Annotated in this window: 22 protein-coding genes; 21 read left to right on the top strand and 1 reads right to left on the bottom strand. The window is 65.1% G+C overall.

Annotated elements, in window-relative coordinates; translation table 11 throughout:
* The first annotated feature begins 20 nt into the window (after positions 1 to 20).
* The 8 genes from QP165_RS18325 to nusG all read left to right on the top strand — a co-directional run bounded on the left by QP165_RS18325 (position 21) and on the right by nusG (position 4938).
* Positions 21 to 314, top strand: a complete 294-nt coding sequence (locus QP165_RS18325) for a hypothetical protein (protein ID WP_333996724.1) — start codon at positions 21 to 23, stop codon at positions 312 to 314.
* A complete protein-coding gene (locus QP165_RS18320) occupies positions 311 to 781 on the top strand; it encodes a hypothetical protein (RefSeq protein ID WP_333996723.1) in 471 nt (156 codons plus the stop codon). Before QP165_RS18325 ends, QP165_RS18320 begins: the two co-directional genes overlap by 4 nt.
* Positions 778 to 1773, top strand: a complete 996-nt coding sequence (locus QP165_RS18315) for a DUF7146 domain-containing protein (protein ID WP_333996722.1) — start codon at positions 778 to 780, stop codon at positions 1771 to 1773. The genes QP165_RS18320 and QP165_RS18315 overlap by 4 nt, the downstream gene beginning before the upstream one ends.
* Positions 1770 to 3194 carry a replicative DNA helicase gene (locus QP165_RS18310; RefSeq protein WP_333996721.1) on the top strand — a complete coding sequence of 475 codons (1425 nt, stop codon included), beginning with the start codon at positions 1770 to 1772 and terminating at the stop codon, positions 3192 to 3194. The genes QP165_RS18315 and QP165_RS18310 overlap by 4 nt, the downstream gene beginning before the upstream one ends.
* Positions 3194 to 3745 carry a hypothetical protein gene (locus tag QP165_RS18305; RefSeq protein ID WP_333996720.1) on the top strand — a complete coding sequence of 184 codons (552 nt, stop codon included), beginning with the start codon at positions 3194 to 3196 and terminating at the stop codon, positions 3743 to 3745. Before QP165_RS18310 ends, QP165_RS18305 begins: the two co-directional genes overlap by 1 nt.
* Positions 3746 to 3807: 62 nt before the next feature.
* The gene (locus tag QP165_RS18300; RefSeq protein ID WP_333996719.1) at positions 3808 to 4071 is read left to right on the top strand and encodes a hypothetical protein; all 264 of its coding nucleotides are present in this window, start codon (positions 3808 to 3810) and stop codon (positions 4069 to 4071) included.
* Positions 4068 to 4391, top strand: coding sequence for a hypothetical protein (locus QP165_RS18295; protein WP_333996718.1), 324 nt, complete (start codon positions 4068 to 4070; stop codon positions 4389 to 4391). The genes QP165_RS18300 and QP165_RS18295 overlap by 4 nt, the downstream gene beginning before the upstream one ends.
* Before the next feature lie 169 nt (positions 4392 to 4560).
* Positions 4561 to 4938, top strand: coding sequence for a transcription termination/antitermination protein NusG (gene nusG, locus QP165_RS18290; protein WP_333996717.1), 378 nt, complete (start codon positions 4561 to 4563; stop codon positions 4936 to 4938).
* A 121-nt stretch (positions 4939 to 5059) separates the two neighbouring features.
* Here nusG and QP165_RS18285 read toward each other — a convergent pair whose 3' ends face one another.
* Positions 5060 to 5320, bottom strand: coding sequence for a hypothetical protein (locus tag QP165_RS18285; protein ID WP_333996716.1), 261 nt, complete (start codon positions 5318 to 5320; stop codon positions 5060 to 5062).
* A gap of 360 nt (positions 5321 to 5680) precedes the next feature.
* Here QP165_RS18285 and QP165_RS18280 point away from each other — a divergent pair, with 360 nt between their 5' ends.
* The 13 genes from QP165_RS18280 to QP165_RS18220 all read left to right on the top strand — a co-directional run bounded on the left by QP165_RS18280 (position 5681) and on the right by QP165_RS18220 (position 16449).
* Positions 5681 to 6121: a terminase gene (locus QP165_RS18280; RefSeq protein ID WP_333996715.1), complete on the top strand. Its 441-nt coding sequence runs from the start codon at positions 5681 to 5683 to the stop codon at positions 6119 to 6121.
* Positions 6090 to 8123 carry a phage terminase large subunit family protein gene (locus tag QP165_RS18275; protein ID WP_333996714.1) on the top strand — a complete coding sequence of 678 codons (2034 nt, stop codon included), beginning with the start codon at positions 6090 to 6092 and terminating at the stop codon, positions 8121 to 8123. Before QP165_RS18280 ends, QP165_RS18275 begins: the two co-directional genes overlap by 32 nt.
* A 2-nt stretch (positions 8124 to 8125) precedes the next feature.
* Positions 8126 to 8350 carry a hypothetical protein gene (locus tag QP165_RS18270; protein ID WP_333996713.1) on the top strand — a complete coding sequence of 75 codons (225 nt, stop codon included), beginning with the start codon at positions 8126 to 8128 and terminating at the stop codon, positions 8348 to 8350.
* A gap of 2 nt (positions 8351 to 8352) precedes the next feature.
* Positions 8353 to 9885, top strand: a complete 1533-nt coding sequence (locus tag QP165_RS18265; RefSeq protein WP_333996712.1) for a phage portal protein — start codon at positions 8353 to 8355, stop codon at positions 9883 to 9885.
* On the top strand, positions 9878 to 11926 hold the full coding sequence (locus tag QP165_RS18260) for a ClpP-like prohead protease/major capsid protein fusion protein (RefSeq protein ID WP_333996711.1): 2049 nt from the start codon (positions 9878 to 9880) through the stop codon (positions 11924 to 11926). Before QP165_RS18265 ends, QP165_RS18260 begins: the two co-directional genes overlap by 8 nt.
* A gap of 63 nt (positions 11927 to 11989) precedes the next feature.
* Positions 11990 to 12295, top strand: coding sequence for a hypothetical protein (locus QP165_RS18255; protein ID WP_333996710.1), 306 nt, complete (start codon positions 11990 to 11992; stop codon positions 12293 to 12295).
* A gap of 6 nt (positions 12296 to 12301) precedes the next feature.
* Complete coding sequence (locus QP165_RS18250; RefSeq protein WP_333996708.1) at positions 12302 to 12634, top strand: DUF2190 family protein; 333 nt, start codon at positions 12302 to 12304, stop codon at positions 12632 to 12634.
* Positions 12635 to 12718: 84 nt separating this feature from the next.
* A complete protein-coding gene (locus QP165_RS18245) occupies positions 12719 to 12910 on the top strand; it encodes a hypothetical protein (RefSeq protein WP_333996707.1) in 192 nt (63 codons plus the stop codon).
* Complete coding sequence (locus QP165_RS18240) at positions 12907 to 13233, top strand: hypothetical protein (RefSeq protein ID WP_333996706.1); 327 nt, start codon at positions 12907 to 12909, stop codon at positions 13231 to 13233. The genes QP165_RS18245 and QP165_RS18240 overlap by 4 nt, the downstream gene beginning before the upstream one ends.
* On the top strand, positions 13230 to 13652 hold the full coding sequence (locus QP165_RS18235) for a hypothetical protein (protein WP_333996705.1): 423 nt from the start codon (positions 13230 to 13232) through the stop codon (positions 13650 to 13652). The genes QP165_RS18240 and QP165_RS18235 overlap by 4 nt, the downstream gene beginning before the upstream one ends.
* Before the next feature lie 12 nt (positions 13653 to 13664).
* Positions 13665 to 14897 carry a hypothetical protein gene (locus QP165_RS18230; protein ID WP_333996704.1) on the top strand — a complete coding sequence of 411 codons (1233 nt, stop codon included), beginning with the start codon at positions 13665 to 13667 and terminating at the stop codon, positions 14895 to 14897.
* A gap of 10 nt (positions 14898 to 14907) precedes the next feature.
* Positions 14908 to 15666, top strand: a complete 759-nt coding sequence (locus QP165_RS18225; protein ID WP_333996703.1) for a hypothetical protein — start codon at positions 14908 to 14910, stop codon at positions 15664 to 15666.
* A gap of 93 nt (positions 15667 to 15759) precedes the next feature.
* A complete protein-coding gene (locus QP165_RS18220) occupies positions 15760 to 16449 on the top strand; it encodes a DUF6441 family protein (protein WP_333996702.1) in 690 nt (229 codons plus the stop codon).
* The last annotated feature ends 1 nt before the right edge of the window (position 16450 follow it).

The raw sequence follows: 16450 nt of genomic DNA, 5'->3' as shown, positions 1-16450 counted from the left end.
CGGCAGCGGCGGATGTAGGGGTGATCGCGCTCCGCATGATGCATGCGGTCACCCCACCTTTAATCATTGGTCGGCACAGTGCTGCGAACGATGTCGACGATATCGGTCAGGACGCGACGCGGCATCCCGTGGATCGTCAACCAATTCAGATGATCCAGCTCGTCCAAGAAGCGGTGGACGACGTCGTTTCCGATGTCGGCGTCACGCATGGCGTCCGTCAACGCCGCGATCAGATTGGCAAGCGCGATCACCGTAAGATCGATCTGCTGCCGCGCTTTCGTGTCTTTCACCATGCAGAGGCAATTGCCGCATGAACGCACCGTACATCCACGGACGCCGTCGCACGTTCTCCGCGTCAGCCGCGGTCGATACGCAAAACGCTGTCATCACGTCGATCAAGACAGACGACGGCGCAACCTGGGGCGACATGGGTCGCGTGCTCGGCAAGTCGGAAGACCGGGCGGCAGCGTATGCCAACACCGCCTCACCTATTGACCTGCCGACGTTCCTGGCCGGCTGTCACGAGTGGGGCGGCCGGTTCGCGGATCCGCTACTGGCACTCGTTGGTGGGCGCTGGGCGGACGCGGGATCGGTTTGCTCAGGTGATGACCCAGCATCGGTCACGCTTGCTACCCTGTTGCCGTCAATCATTCGCGCCGAACTCGACGGTGAGACGACCGTCGAGGAAGTGGCACCGCACGAGGCGTTGATCCGTCGGGCGCACGCGATCACCTGCCAGTGGCTCGAAATGATCGCGGCTGCGAAGGGAGACACCAAGTGAGCCGTTCCACCGGACGCGCCGAACGCGACGCAGCATTCCGTCAGGCCGTCGACGAGGCCAAGCAGCGGTACAACATCAGCGACGTCGTAGCCCGCACCCGAAAGGTTGTCCGGGCGGGCAAGAACGAGAAGCGCGCTCTGTGCGCCTTCCACAGCGAACGCACACCATCAATGCAGCTGAACGATGCGAAGGGCACGTATCACTGCTTTGGCTGCAACGCGTCCGGCGACATCGTCAAATACGTCATGGAGACTGAGAACCTCGGCTTCATGGATGCAATGAAGTGGCTGGGTGCGGCGAGCCTGCCGGGCGTCGATCCAGTTCAGCGCGCAAAGGCGGCGGCGGAAGACGAAGGCGACCGCCAACGTGCCATCGATCGTGCCCAGCGGGTCTGGGATAAGGCTTCCCCTGCCCCAGGCACGCCCGCCGAAGTCTACCTACGCGGGCGTGGCATCGTCATGCCGATTCCCCACACGATCCGCTTTGCACGAACTCCAGCTTGGTACGATGACGCGTCCGGTGAATGCGGCCCTGACCTGCCCGCACTCATCGGCGCGGTGGTCGATGGCGACGATCAACTTATTGGCCTGCAGCGCATTTTCCTTGCCGACGGCGGAAAGCAGAAGGCGCGGATGGAGAAGCCCAAGCGCAGCCTGGGGAGAATCAAAGGTGGCGCGCTGCGCATCAACTCGGACGCCGACAGCGTCGGGGATGAGTTGATCGTCACCGAGGGGCCGGAGGACGGCCTCAGCCTGGCGCAGGAGCTTGGCGCCGAGGTCTGGGTTACGCTGGGCACTGCGATGATGCCGCATATCGATTACCCGCGGCGAATCGTCTCGATCGTGATTGCCGGCCAGAACGACGCTGCCGGTCGTGCAGCAGTCGAGAAGGCCGAGGAGGAGTTGATCGAGCGCGGTTACGCCACGCGCATCATGTGGCCTGCCGAGGGCTTCAAAGACTGGAACGACCAGCTTCGCGGTATCCGGTCATGAGCGGCGCGTTCGAAGAGCAGTTCGCAACAGCCGCGACTGCGAGCCCATTGTACAATGTCGAAGCAGAGATCGGCTTCCTTGGCGATCTGCTCGCCAATAACCGGCTGATCGACGAGGTGGCCGATCGTTGCCGGCCTGCCGACTTCTCGGTCCCGCTTTACGGCCGCATCTACGGCAAGATGATCGAGCAATCGGCGTCTGGCGCGGTCGACGTAGTGACGCTGGCCCCGCATTTCGCCGAGGATGGCGAATGGCCCCGTGCATATTCCGTGCTGGCCGCGGCCGATCTCAACGCCGGACCGAAGGCGCGCACCAAGGCGTACTTTGATCAGATCACGATGCTGTCGAGCCGGCGCCGGATGGTAGCGGGTCTGAAAGACGTCGTCGCATCCGCTCGCGATCTGTCGGTGACGCGCGAAGAGCTGGTTGCGAACGCCGACGAGGCCGTCGCTGAGCTGGCGGAACAGGTTGTGACTGCACAGGCATCCGTCGGCGAATACGCACAGGCTGTCATCGACAGCTTCGGTAAGCCTGTTGTCGGCGTTCGTTGCGGCACGATCAATTCCCTCGACAGCGCGATCGGCGTGCTCCGCCCATCGAACCTTGTGGTCATCGGCGGCCGTCCCGGCATGGGCAAGACATCGCTGGTCACATCATACTCCATTGGCGCAGCCGGTATGGGTCACGGCGTCTTGATCTTCTCGCTCGAGATGAGCGCCGACGAGCTCACGCGCCGCATGATCGCGGACATGACCTTCTCACCACGCGGCGGCGTGCCTTACGAGCATGTGCGCGACGGTACGGTGCGCCCGCACGAGATGGCCGCCGTGATCGCAGCCAAGTCGCGCTTCGACGAGCTGCCGATCGAGATCAACGAAACGTCTGGCCTTACGCTGGCGAAGCTGATCCGCCAGGCACGCAGCCATAAGCGCCGCCTCGCGGCGAAGGGCGAGAAGCTTGAGCTCGTAGTCGTCGATTACCTCCAGCTGATGGCGCACAGCCGCAAGGGCATGTCACCGTACGAGCACGCCAGCGAGGTTAGCGTCGGGCTCAAGCAGTTCGCCAAGTCCGAAGGCCTCGTCGTGATGGCGGTGGCACAGCTCAGCCGTGACGTGGAGAAGCGTCCCGACAAGCGACCGATGCCGTCGGATCTGCGCGACAGCGGACAGATCGAGCAGGACGCCGACGTGATCCTCTTTGTCTACCGCGAGGAAGAATACCTGAAGAAGCAGGAACCGGACGACCAGTTCGGCGCCAAATACGAGGCGTGGCGGACCGACATGGAAGCCGTCCGCAACAAGGTCGAGTTCCTCGTCCCCAAACGCCGCAGCGGCCCCTCGGGCAAGGCTCTCGGCTGGTTCTTCGGCGCAAACTCAGCCGTCCGCGGCAGCGATTTCTACAGTTCCAGGGAAGGTGCATAATGGCGCGTATCAGATCGATCCATCCCGGCCTCTGGACCGACGAGACCTATGTCTCGCTGTCGGCGTTCGCGCGGCTGCTGTTCCTCGGCATCTGGAATGAGTGCGACGACATGGGCTCGTTCGAGTGGTCGCCGGTAAAGCTCAAGATGCGGCTCCTGCCGGCAGACAGCGTCGATGCGGTCCCCCTGCTGGACGAGCTTGCGGAAGCCGGTTGCATCATGGCGTACGAAGCCGGCGGCAAGCGCTACGGCGCCGTGCGTAACTTCTGCCAGTACCAACGCCCGAAGAAGCCCAATTCGACCTATCCGCAGACGGAAGCGGTTCGGAACTGGGTGAACATCGAGGCCCGTTCAACACGCGATGGTGGGGAACTCGACACCCCCTCAGCTACGTCCAGTGGGGAACTGACACCCCCTCAGCTAAGGCCAGTGGGGAAGCGAAGCCCCGTAAAAGGGGTGCGAATGGGGAACCGGTGGGGAACCAGTTACCCACCGGTGGGGAAAAGTCCCGCCAGAGGAAGGAGGGAGGAGGTAGTACAGTTACTGACGTAACTGCCGCTGACGCAGCGATCGATCCTGCGAAAGCCCTCTTCAACGCTGGCATCGCGCTGCTCATGGCGGCGGGCAAGTCCCGAAACCAAGCCGGCGCCCTGATTGCGAAATGGCGGCGTGAGCACGGCGAGAGGTGGACGAACGACGCGATCGTCAGCGCTGCCGGGAAAGCTGACCCAGTCTCGTGGATCGAGGGGCGGAAGAAATCACAGGTCGCTGATGCCGATGAGGCGTTCGCCGCCAGCCGCGCAACGGCCGAGCGCTACCGGCGGATGGCAATCCCGGGACCGCCGACCGATCAGCGGAAATTGGAGGCTCACGCATGATCGCCGCATGGTCAACCTGCTTACGGCGCGGAGCTTATGTCAGTCGAATGGGCTCCGGCTGCGCTGTCTGGCCCGAGGTCGATCACATCGCCGCGCGCCCAATGGCTCAGCATCGTCCAGTAGCGAGCCTGCTCGACCAGGGGCCGATCGATCGTGTGGTCAGTTCGCTCAGCAGTGCAGTCAGTCGTCATTCTTGGATCCGGCGATTCATTGAAAGTCTTAGAGAACCCGAATTAACCCAAATCGGTTTCCATATTGTTTACAGCGGCTTGGTCGGCCGGGTCGCCAAGCCGAACCAACCAGATGCTTGGAGAGATTGAAGCGATGGCGCGGGGAACTGACTGGTGCATCCTACGGACCGGAGCGTCGCGCACGCTGCCACTCGCGGCGTCTCTCGAGGCAGCAGGGTTCGATGTGTGGAGCCCGATACAAACGCTGACCCGGCGTCGTGGCAGGACACGCGAGCGGGTCGAGTATGCTGCTCCGATCATGCCGACTTTCGTGTTTGCCCGCGCCAGTCAGCGTTACGACCTGGCGAGCATCGCGGCCCAGCCGTTCTCCGAGCATCCCAGCTTCTCGATCTTCAGGCATCTCGGCGCCATCCCGACGATCAGCGATGCCGAGATCGCCGAAGCGCGTCGTATCGAGGAGAGAGGCAAGCGAGCTGCCCGAATGGGTCAGCGCCAAGCATTCACTATCGGGCAGCCGGTCAAGGTGACCGAGGGTCCGGGAGCGGGGTTGTCGGGTGAGGTTGTGAAGGGCGGCGACGGCAAGTTCGTATTGGTCGCTTTCGCCGGCATCAACATGAAGATCGGGGCTTGGCTACTTGGAACGGATGAGGTACAAAGTCCGCCTATCGCCGCATAAGCGGACCGCGATGAGCGTAGTGGCTTGCCACCCTCGTCCCCAACGCAGGAGCAAGGCTCCGGGCGGTTGTCCTACGGTATGGATCAATTGAGCCGCTACCGAAGTAGCGGCTCAAATATGATTACATCGAATTACCGGGAGCCATCGTACGATCGCCGGACATCGTGCCCGTCGAATGCGCCTTGGAATGCGACATCGTCTTCTGGCTCTTGGTCTTTGCCTTCATCGGCTTGCTAGCGCCGGAGTTATCCAGCTTCTTACCGTTGACGGCGACCTTTGCATCCGGGCCGGTTGGCGTACCTGACCCGGTTGGGCCGCTCTGCTGAGCCACTGCAGCAGTGGACATGGCGATCGCTGCAAACACAGCTACTGTCTTCAACATCATCTCTCTCCTCTTTTGGTATTCCTCGAACGGATGCGAGGCGTCGTTGATCCTCAATATTGCCCGCACCTAGATTTAAGTCAGGGCGATTCTCCGACCCACCTGCGCGGTTACGCACGTATGTTGCGCCGCACCGCGCGAAACGGACAGGGTCGGGGCGCTCCCTTGGGTCCTTCCGGCCAGCCTGGGTAATACGGGGGGCAAAGGCGCAGGTCTTCCGTAGCCACGGGCTGCCATAGGATGCCGCCGCCGCTAGTGTGAAAATGGCGGCGAACAGCCCATCTCACTGATTGGGAGGCGGCAATTTCGAGTATTGAAAATGCCGCCTTAACCCGGGCACAGGTGGCGTGGCTTGTCGGCATGTCCGACAGCTGGGTCCGCGACCGGATGCAGGCGGGTGACTTTCCCCGGCCAGGCCAGACCGCGAACGAGTATGTCGAGGCACACGTTGACTTCAAGGTGCGGAAGCTCGCCACCTCTGGTGAGGGGACGGCGTCGTTCGAAGTCGAACGCACCCGCCTCACGAAGGAGCAGGCGGACAAGATCGCGACGGCGAACGCGCTGGACCGCAAGGAACTCGCATCGCTGCCGGACATGACCATGGCGGTGACGAGCGTCATCGCCGTGTCGATGGGCCGCCTGATGCGCGTGCCGGCCATCGTCGCCAAAGGCGACGAACTGCTCCGCGCTCGGATCGAGCAAGCAATTCAGGACGCGCTCGAAGACCTCAGCCTGACGCGGGTCGAGGAGTCGAGGGGCGGGGGCATGGATGAGGACGACGCCCCCGGAGACGACGATTGAGGTGATCACCGCGCCGGCAGGAGCTATCCTGACGGCGGTGCGGGAATGGATCGCGGCTTGGAAGCCGAAGCCGATCCTGACGCTGTCAGCATGGTCAGCGATCCATGCCCGCCTCGATAACGGCAAACGCTTTCGCGCCTTCCCGTTCCAGGACGGGATAGCGGATGCGTTCACCGACCCGGCGACCACGCAGATCTCGGTGAAGAAGAGCAGCCGCATCGGCTACTCGCAGATCGTCCAGAACTATATCGGCTGGTGCATCCATCAGAGCCCGCGGCGCCTGCTGATCTATCAGCCGACGATCGACGACGCTGAGAAATACAGTCGAGACGATCTGGACCCGGTGCTGCAGTGGCCAATCATCCGCACCGTCGCGACGTTCAAACCGCGGCATCGGGACAACCAGATCAGGGCCAAGCGCTTCAAGGGCGGCTGGATCCAGATCAAGGGTGCGAACAGCCCAAAGGAATTCCGGCGCGTCACGACTGACAGCGTGCTGCTCGAAGAGCCTGACGGTTACCCCGTATCCTCCGGCTTGGAGGGTGACCCTGCCCGCCTGGCGTTCAAGCGCAACCAGACGTCAGACGAGCCGCTAAGTGCCGCGGGCTCCACGCCAACGCTGGCGGGTATCAGCCGGATCGACGCGCTGTTTTACGCGGGGACGCAGGAACATCGGTACGTCCCCTGCCCGCAGTGCGGGCACATGCAGGTGCTGGTCTGGGGCGATGGAACAGGCCCCGGCATTCGATGGGAACCGAAGGAGAACCCGAAGCGCGCTTGGTATCGGTGCGAAGCTGGCTGCGACATCGAGGAATCGCACAAGCCTTGGATGGACCTCAACGGCGAGTGGCGCGCACATGCCCCGGAGAACGGGCCACGCCACCGCAGCTTCCATATCTGGTCTGGCTACAGTCAGCACCGCGGCGCGGCCTGGGCCGAACTGGCCCGCGAGTTCATGGAAGTCCGCAAGGACCCCAACCTTTTAAAGACGTTCGTCAATCAGGTGCTTGGCGATGTTTGGGCCGAGCGCGGCGAGGCACCGGAGTGGCAGCGGCTCTACGAACGTCGCGAGGCGGCCATGATGATCGGAACGCCGCCATCATGGGCCGGGCTGCTCGTCATGGCGGCAGACGTTCAGCGAGGCGGCGGTGGTCGTATCGACGCCGACATCTGGGCATTCGGTTCCGGCCGTCGTCGGGCGTTCGTCCAGCGCATCGAGGTGTTCGGTCCAATCGCTGACAAGGCGACCTGGAAAAAGCTCGATCAGGAGATCGCGCGCGAGTGGGTTTCCGCTGACGGCCGATCAATGCGCCTCGCGCGCGTCGCGGTCGATTCAGGCGACGGTGAGAATACGATGGAGGTCTACGGGTGGGCTCGCCGCCACCCCGGTTTCGTCATGGCGGTAAAGGGGCGCGAGTCCCTAGCCGCGCAGCAAGCGATCGGCGCGCCATCCTGGCAGGATGTTTCGGTCAACGGGCGGAAGCTGAAGAAGGGCGTCAGGCTCTGGAACATCGGCACGTCGATGCTGAAGCTCGAGCTCTACGGGCAGCTTGGGCTGGAGAAGCCCACCGACGGCGAGGCCTATCCCGACGGGTACATCTACCTGCCGCAGGGCACCGACGACGAGTGGATCAAGCAGCTGGTCGCGGAAGAGCTTCGCGAGATCAAGCAGCGCACCGGGGGCATCCGGCGGGAATGGCACAAGCTCCGCGACCGCAACGAGGCGCTCGATAACGCCGTGTACGCCCGGGCCGTTGCCATCAGCCTTGGCGCCGACCGCTGGACCGAAGGCCAATGGGCGAAGCTGACCGGCGAGCAGTCAGAGCCCAGCGAACCCGAAGTCCCGGAACCGCCTGACGATCACTCGACCGCCGAACGATCCGAACCGCCCCAGCCGGGGCGCATGCTGACTGCTCCAAAACCGGCACCGAAGCCGGCGAATTCCCCGCCCGCCGCCAGGGCGAAGCGCTCAAACCCGTTCACCAGCAACCGGAGGAGGTAGGCATGGCGTATCAGCAATCCGACCTCGATAAGCTTCACCAGTCGCTGCTCGCGGTTGCGATGGGCGCGCAGAAGGTCCGCTTCGCCGACGGCCGCGAGACGACTTTCCAATCGGTCGAGGCGGTCACCGCCGCGATCGCCGTCGTCGAAGCGCAGATCAAGATGCAGGCCAACGCCGCTAGCGGCGTGTTGCGTCGCCGTGTCCCCTATTATCGCAGCGGGCTCTGACCTTGGCTGATCGATCCCTGATTGACCGCCTGTTGCGCCGGCAGCCGCAGCAGGTTGCGCCCGTCGCGCCCAAGCAGCGTATCGCGCGCGGACGAGGCCCTCGGGCGGAATATGACGGCGCGACATTCGGCCGCCGCGCCGCAGGATGGCGCCGCACGCAGCGGGATGCGAACGGCGAACTATCGCCGGCGGTCACCGCAGCGCTTCGCGGCATCGCCCGCGACCTCGTCCGGAACAATCCATTCGCAGCACGAGGCGTCGCGACGATCGCGAACAACCTGGTCGGCACCGGCATCACGTTCCAGGTCTACCGTAACGGCGTCATCGACGACCGGCTGAACAAGATCGCACGAAAGCACTTCGACACGAAGTCGTGCGATTCCAGCGGCCGGCATGATCTCTATGGCCTGCAACTTCAGGCAGCGCGGACCATCGTGGAGAGCGGCGCCGTCGTTCTACGTCGTCGCTGGCGCCGCCTCTCCGATCGGCTGCCCCTGCCCTTTCAGATGCAAGTGCTCGAGCCGGACTATATCGATCCGTCCAAGCATGGCCCGCTTGCCGCGGCCCCCGGCGTCAACGGCAGCTTCCTGATCAACGGCGTCCAGTTCACGCCGATCGGGGCGCGCGAGGGATACTGGCTGTACAACGGCCACCCTGGCAGCGGTCGCACGACGTCGCTGGGTTCGACCTTTATTCCTGCCGTGGACATCGCCCACGTCTTCCGCGCCGACCGGCCGGAGATGGAGCACGGTGCGACCTGGCTTGCACCGATCGTGCTGCGGATGAAGGACTTCGCCGACTTCGAAGACGCGCAGCTGACCCGGCAGAAGCTGGCGTCCGCATTCGTCGGCGTCGTCACCGGCGATGATGACGGGAATGCGATTCCCGGCATCGCGACCGATGATGCCGTCGAGGACCGCGAGCCGCTCGATTATGTCGAGCCCGGCACTTTCCAGTATCTTCGTCCCGGCGAAGAGGTGTCGTTCTCGTCCCCCCCAGGCGTCGATGGCTACGCTGACTATACGAAGGTATCGCTCCGCGCCGTCGCGGCAGGCCTTGGCGTTCCGTACGAGGCGCTGACCGGCGACTTGTCGAACGTGAACTTCTCGTCTGGCCGCATGGGTTGGCTCGAATACCAGCGATCGCTTGCGACGTGGCAGTGGACGATGTTCATTCCTCAGTTCTGTGACTCGGTCGCCACCTGGATGATCGATGCGCTGATCATGGTCGGCGAGGACGTCGAAGGCGTCACGGTCCGGTGGACCCCACCCGGTCGGGCGATGATCAACCCGTCGGACGAAGTGAAGGCCAATCGGGACGCAATTCGGTCAGGCCAGATGACGATCTCGCAGGCCGCGCGCGAGCGCGGCGAGGATCCCGACACGTTCCTCGCCGAGTGGAAGGCCGATGCCGAGAAGATCGACCTCGCTCGGCCTGATCTTCGATTCCGATCCGCGCCACGTCACGGCGGTCGGCAACCCGGCGGCGCCAGCCGCATCCACCAATGGCGCAGCCCAGGGGGCCTGAATGTCTGAAATCCTCATCTATGGGATCGTCGGCGATAGCTGGGACGGTCTCGACGCAAAGACGCTCGTCCCGCTGATCTCCGCGGGGTCGGATGACCTCAACGTCCGGATCAATTCGCCCGGCGGCTACGTCATGGAAGGTCTCGCCATCTTCAACGCGCTCGCCCGCGCAAAGCAGGGTGGCCGCAAGATCACCGTGCACATCGACGGCCTGGCCGCGTCGATGGCGTCGACGATCGCGATGGTCGGCGACGAGATCATCATGGCCGACAATTCTTTGATGATGATTCACAATCCCTGGGATTGCGCCTGCGGCGACGCGAAGGAGCTTCGCGCTGCTGCCGACCAGTTGGATCGCATTCGTGACCAGCTGGTCGGCATCTATTCCGGCCAGACGGGGCTCGCCGCCGAAGACCTCATTTCCATGCTCGATGCCGAGACGTGGATGACGGCGACCGAGGCCCTCGCTCAGAACTTCATCACGTCGATCAGCAGCGCGATCACAGCGTCGGCCGCGATCAACGTCAAAGCATTCGGGTTCCGCAAGGCCCCCGATAGCCCGCTCATCACCACGTCGGCGATGGCGAGCGCACACCGGACGGCACCCGCCGCTCCCCTACCCAACCAGGAGACGACTATGTCCGAGCAGGACAAAAAGCCGGCGGGCGAGCAGAAGCCGGCCGAGACCATCACCCCCGCAGATGCGCAGGCGCGTATTGACACTGCGGTCGCATCCGAGCGCGCCCGCGTCGGTGGCATCCGCGCGCTTGGCACGAAGCACGGCATGACGAACGAGTTCGTCGACGAGCTCGTTAACGGCGACACCACGCTCGCCGTTGCGCGCGAGAAGATCCTCGACAAGCTCGCCGAGGGCGGTGACGCGGCCAACGTCGGCCACAACAGCCCGGCGCGCGTGACCGTCGATCAGCGCGAGAAGTTTCGGGAAGGCGCCACCAACTGGCTGCTCGTCAAGGCGGGCGTCGCCCACCTCGTCGAGAAGGCAGCGGCTCTGCGCGGCGAAACCGTAAAGATCGATCCAGGCGAGTTCCGCGGCGTGCGCAACGTCGATCTGGCGCGCGAGTCGCTCGCCAACATCGGCATGAACGTCACGTCGCGCGATCCCGACGCGATCGTTCGCGAGGCGATGAGCCCGCGCGCAGCCGTGATCACGCAAACGACCAGCGACTTCCCCGTCCTGTTCGAGAACGCGATCCACCGGACGCTTCAGGCCGCCTATGCCACGACGCCGGATACGTGGTCGCGCTTTGCCGGCACCGGCACCGTGACCGACTTCCGTCTGCACACCCGCTACCTGCGCGGCACTTTCGGTGCGCTGGACCAGGTCAACGAGGCCGGCGAGTTCAAGGACAAGCCGATCCCCGATCTGGCGAAGGAGCTTATCAAGGCGAAGACCGTCGGCAACATGATCAACCTGTCGCGGCAGATGATCGTGAACGACGACATGGACATCTTCTCGGGCCTCGCAGTCGACCTCGGTCGCGCTGCCAAGCTCACCATCGAGATCGACGTCTATGCGCTGCTGAACAGCAACCCGCTGATGAACGACGGCTTCGCGCTTTTCTCGTCGCAGCACGGCAATCTCGCCGCTGCCGGCGCGATCCCGAGTGTCGCATCGTTCGACGCGATCGACGTCGCCATGGCGTCGCAGAAGGATCTCTCGGGCAACGAGTATCTGGAGATCTCGCCGAACACGCTGCTCGTACCGCGCGGCCTGCGCGGTGCGGCAGTGACGATCAACGGCAGCGAGTATGACCCCGATGCCGTGTCGAAGCTGCAGAAGCCCAACATCGTGAAGGGCCTGTTCGCCGACATCGTTGCCAGCAAGCGCCTCGCCGGCACCGCATACTATGCGTTCGCCGATCCGAACGTCGCGCCGGCGATCGAGGTGGTGTTCCTGAACGGCGTCACCGAGCCGTTCACCGACAGCCAGGACGGCTGGCGCGTGGATGGCGTCGAGTGGAAGGTCCGCCACGATTACGGCGTCGGCGCCGTGAACTGGCGCTCCGCGTACAAGCAGCCGGGCGCCTGATCGCCGCCCTTTGACGGATGAGGGGCGCGGCCCGTGCCGCCCCCTCCATTCTGGAGATACCCGATGAAATTCCTGAGCCTCCTGACTTCCGCCTATGTCGGCGGCAGTCTTCGGCACCCCCACGAGGGTGTGCTGCATGTCGACGACAACGAAGCCGACAAGCTCGTCGCCGACGGAGTCGCGACCGACGTGTCCGACGACTTCACCGCCAAGCAGGACAAAGCCGCGCCCGTCGAGACGAACACCGCAACCGGTGGGACGGCGGACGCTTCTGAGCCTGTGAACCCGCATCAGGCCGAGGTCGCCCCGCAGGCGGCTGAGACCGAAGCCAAGCCGACGCGCCGCAAGGCCGCGGCAGACAAGGAGTAAGCCGAGATGGCACGCAACTACGTCCAGCAGGGTCAGACCCTGACTCTCATCGCCCCGCGCACCGTCGCGTCGGGTTCGGGCATCCTCGCCGGTGCGATCTTTGCCGTCGCCCTTGCCGATGCCGCGGCCGGCCAGCCCGTCGAAGCTCGTCGCGTCGAAGTGTTCGACCTCGCGAAGGCGACGGGCGCGTGGACCCAGGGCCAAAAGGTCTATTGGGACAACACCGCGTTCAACGTCACCACCACGGCCACCAACAACACGCTGATCGGCGCCGCGACGCAGGCGCAGGCCAGCGCCGACACCGTCGGCCGAGTGCTGTTGACCGGTCAGGTCGCCTAACACCGGGGCTCCGCTACCTCCCATTGCCCGGTGCACCTGGGCGGCGTGACCGTGTTGCGCCGCCCCCTTTGCTGGAGATCAGCGATGAAGAAGATCACTTTGTACAGCGCAGCATCTCGAAACGATGGCAGCTATGTCGACGCGGGCGAGACTTTGTCGATCGGAGACAAGGCCGGTGAGATCGACGCCGACCGCGCGAAAGCCATGGTTGACGGCAATCGCGCCGTTTCGGAAACCGCCGCCAAAGCCGACGAGCGGGAAGCCGCAGCGAAATGAATGCTGCCGAGGCGGCGGCGCTTGCCGCCATTCGTGCCGCCTTCGTCGATCCAGAGCCGATTCTTTATTCGCAGGACGGCATCCTTCTCGAGCCGATCGGCGCGATCTGGACCGACGACGCAGCTGCGAGCTTCCCTGGCGCCGGCAGCACACTGCGCAAGCTGACTTACGAAATCCAGCAGAGCGATCTGCCTAAGCGGCCTTCGAAAACGCGCGACAGCTTCACTCATAAGGGCCAGCGCTGGGAGATCTCCGACGTCACGCGCCGCGACGATATCGGCGCCTGGTGGCTGATCGTCGTTGACGCGGGACCGGCGCAATGACGGTGCGCGATCAGATCCTTGCCGCAATCGAGGCGGCGATCGTCGACCTGGCTGTCGAGGTCGAGGTCGAGCCCGCCGGCGACCCCAGCGCATTCCCCGCCCTCGGCATTACCGACGCCGGCCATGCTGTGCTCGAGCGCGAGGTCAGCCTCACGCGCCGCGCGATGACGGTGACGATCGACGGCTTTGTCGACGGCGCTGGCGGCAAGGCACCGACGCTCGCGCGCAACGCGCTGCTCGCGTCCGTCGTCGCCGCGCTCATGGCCGACGAGACGCTGGGCGGTACCGTCGAGCTGATCGAGGACGGCGACCTTCGCCTGTTCACCGCCGCGCTCTCGAGCGTACGCCGCCTCGGCTTTGCCCAGGACTTCGAGATCCAGTTTTCCACTTCGCGGGCCGACCCCGCTCTACCCGCCTGAAGGAGGCCACCCATGGACCAGACCATTCGCCCGGCGAACGTCGCCGTGCTGTTCAAGCTTGAAGGCATCGAAGGCGTCGACGCCAATCCAGATCCCACCGTCGACGCGCTGCCCGTCGAGGCCGACAGCGTCACCTACGGCACGCCTTGGACGATGGAAGACGCGAACGAGGCGACCGGTTCGCTCGTCGCCGGCGCGCCGCTCATCATCGGCCAGGTCACGCCGATCAGCTTTAAGTCGCGTATCAAAGGCGCCGGGCCCAGTGTCGTCTATTCGGCAACCGTGAAGCCCCCGCTGCACCAGCCCCTTCAGGCATGCGGCTGGCGCGGCCAGTTCACCGCGGCGATCGCTGCGGCCGCTGCGACCGCGGGCGGCGCCAGCACCCTCACGCTGCCGGCGGGCTTCCCTGCCGTGTCGCGCGCCGTGCTCGGCATGATCCTGCTGCTGACCGGCGGCACCGGAGCCGGCGCGCAGCCCGCCGTCATCGAATACAGCGCCGCGCGCGTCGCGACGCTGTCCGAGACGTTCACGCCCGCGCTCGATGCGACGACGCAGGTCTCGATGCCGGCCAACTGGAGCTACGCGCAGACGTCGCCCAGCGACACCGCCTCGCGCCTGACCGACCAGCCGTCGGGGACGTGCTACATCTACGAAGAAGGCCGGCTGATGAAGTTCGTCGGCTGCCGCGGCACGATGACGCCAGACGGCAAGAGCGCGCGCCCGGGTTACGGCACGTTCAACATGACCGGGATCTATGCCGGCCGCGTCGACGCGCCGATTCCTGCCAACCTCGTGATCGCCGGGCATTCGGCGCCGATGCTGGTGCAGGGCGCAGGCGTGTCGCCGGCAGCCAGCCTCAACCGCAAGGCCACCACGATCTCGACCTGGTCGGTGGATCCCGGCAGCCAGATCGAGAACATCGACGATCCGAACACGCCCTATGGTTTCGGCCCCGGTCAGATCGTCGATCGCAAGAAGATGCTGAAGCTCGACCCGCTGGCGACGCTCGTCGCCAACCGGGACACGATCACCGATATCGGCAACGGCGTGCAGATGCCGAGCGTCCTGCGTCACGGCAGCCAGACCGGCAACCGCTGGGCGATGGTCATGCCGGCGACGCAGCCGGTGATGCTCGACAACGGCATGCGCGGGAAGCTGCGCTCGGACGATGTCACCCTGCAGGTCCGCTCGATCGGCAAGGACGGCTTTGTCCGCGATTCCGACGGCTTCCTCGTCTTCTATTGAGGGCCGTTAGATGATCCTGACCAGCAAGGGGGCGACGACCCCCTACACCCCGCCCTGGATGACCGACGACCACGGCAACCCGAAGCCCGGCGCGCCTGTGCTTCATCTGCGCGCCGGCGACGTGATCGAGCGCGGCCAGATGGAGGCGGAGCTGTCGGGCCCGCATCGCTGTGCGCAGGTCTGGGGCTTCGAATTGCGCCAGGCGATTCGGGGCGGCGTGGTCGCGCTGCTGGCCGATGATCCGGATCTCGATCGACTGCTCGGGCTGATCGAGGCGGAAGGTGAAGGCGACGTCGACCAGCTCAGCGTCGACGATCGCGCGCTGCTCGCCGGCGTCCGCAAGATCCTGGCGGAATGCTGGCCGGATTACCGCGACCTGGTCGCGCAGCTCGAGCGCCGGCGCGCGATCGCGCCGATCGTCGCGCTCAAGCGCTACTGCGTCGGCATGGAGATCGAGGGCGTGACCTTCGAGCTCGGCCGCGACGGTCAGGTCAGTGACGCCACCATGTCGCAGATCGAGCCGTTCCTGCTCAGCCTCGCCGGAAACCGTGCGTACGAGCTGCAACAGCCGCGAGGGCTGGAGGGAAACTCGCCGCGGCCGTCGCCGTCAGACGCCAGCCCGAAGCCTTCCAGTTCGGCCGCACGGTCGAAGGCGGCTGGGAGATCGCCGGCACGCGCTGGAAAGAAAATCCGCGTCTCGCGCTCCCCGCGTGGATCTGGCCGGTCGTCGACCTCTGGTTCCACTGCCGACGCTTCGCCTCGCCCCTGATGCCGCAGGTGCTGCCTTGCCCAGGAAGCCCGGGCGAGCAGCCGGCCGCGCTGATGGACGCGTTCGCGATCATCGACAGCCTGGAGAAGCCTAGTGGCGAATGACGGTACGGACCTCACGCTCGACGCCGCGGCGCTCGCCCGCGATGGCGATCGTCTGGTCCGACGCCACCTGGCGGCTGGTACCTCGGCCGTCGCATCGACCACCCGTCGCCTCGAGCAGCGCCTCGAGGCGGCAACACAATCGGCCGTACCCGGACGGCTATGGCGCGCCTGGCAGTCGTCGACGTTCCCGAAAAGCGGCCCGGCGCGCAATCCGTCAGGCACGATCTGGATCAAGGGCGGTGCGCGCACCCGCGCCGCGATCGCGTTCTGGACCACGCCCGGCACCATCCGGGGACGTGAAGGCCAGTATCTCGCGATCCCGCTGCCCGCTGCCGGCAGCAAGCCCGGTACCGGCCGCGGGCGCGATGCCCGGCCGACGCCGGTCGAATGGGAAGCCCTGCACAATCAGGAGCTGACCTTCGTCCAGCGCCCCGGCCGCGCCGCGCTGCTCGTCGCCGAGAACGCGGTCCTGTCGGGCCGCAAGCAGATCGCCAAACCGAACACGCAGCGCCGCATCGATGCCGGCCGCGGATCCGCAACGATCCCGATCTTCGTGCTGCTGCCGGTCGTGCAGTTTCGCAACGCGTTCGCAATCGGGCCGATGATCACCGCCAGTGAAGGCGAGATCGCCCGCGAGTTCTTCGCCGCCATCCGCGGCACCGCAGCAGGGAGGGGATAGC

It is taken from the genome of Sphingomonas sp. 22R3R2A-7, assembly GCF_036856055.1.
In the GTDB taxonomy this organism is placed as follows: domain Bacteria; phylum Pseudomonadota; class Alphaproteobacteria; order Sphingomonadales; family Sphingomonadaceae; genus Sphingomonas.
This window is presented reverse-complemented; position numbering and strand designations above follow the sequence as displayed.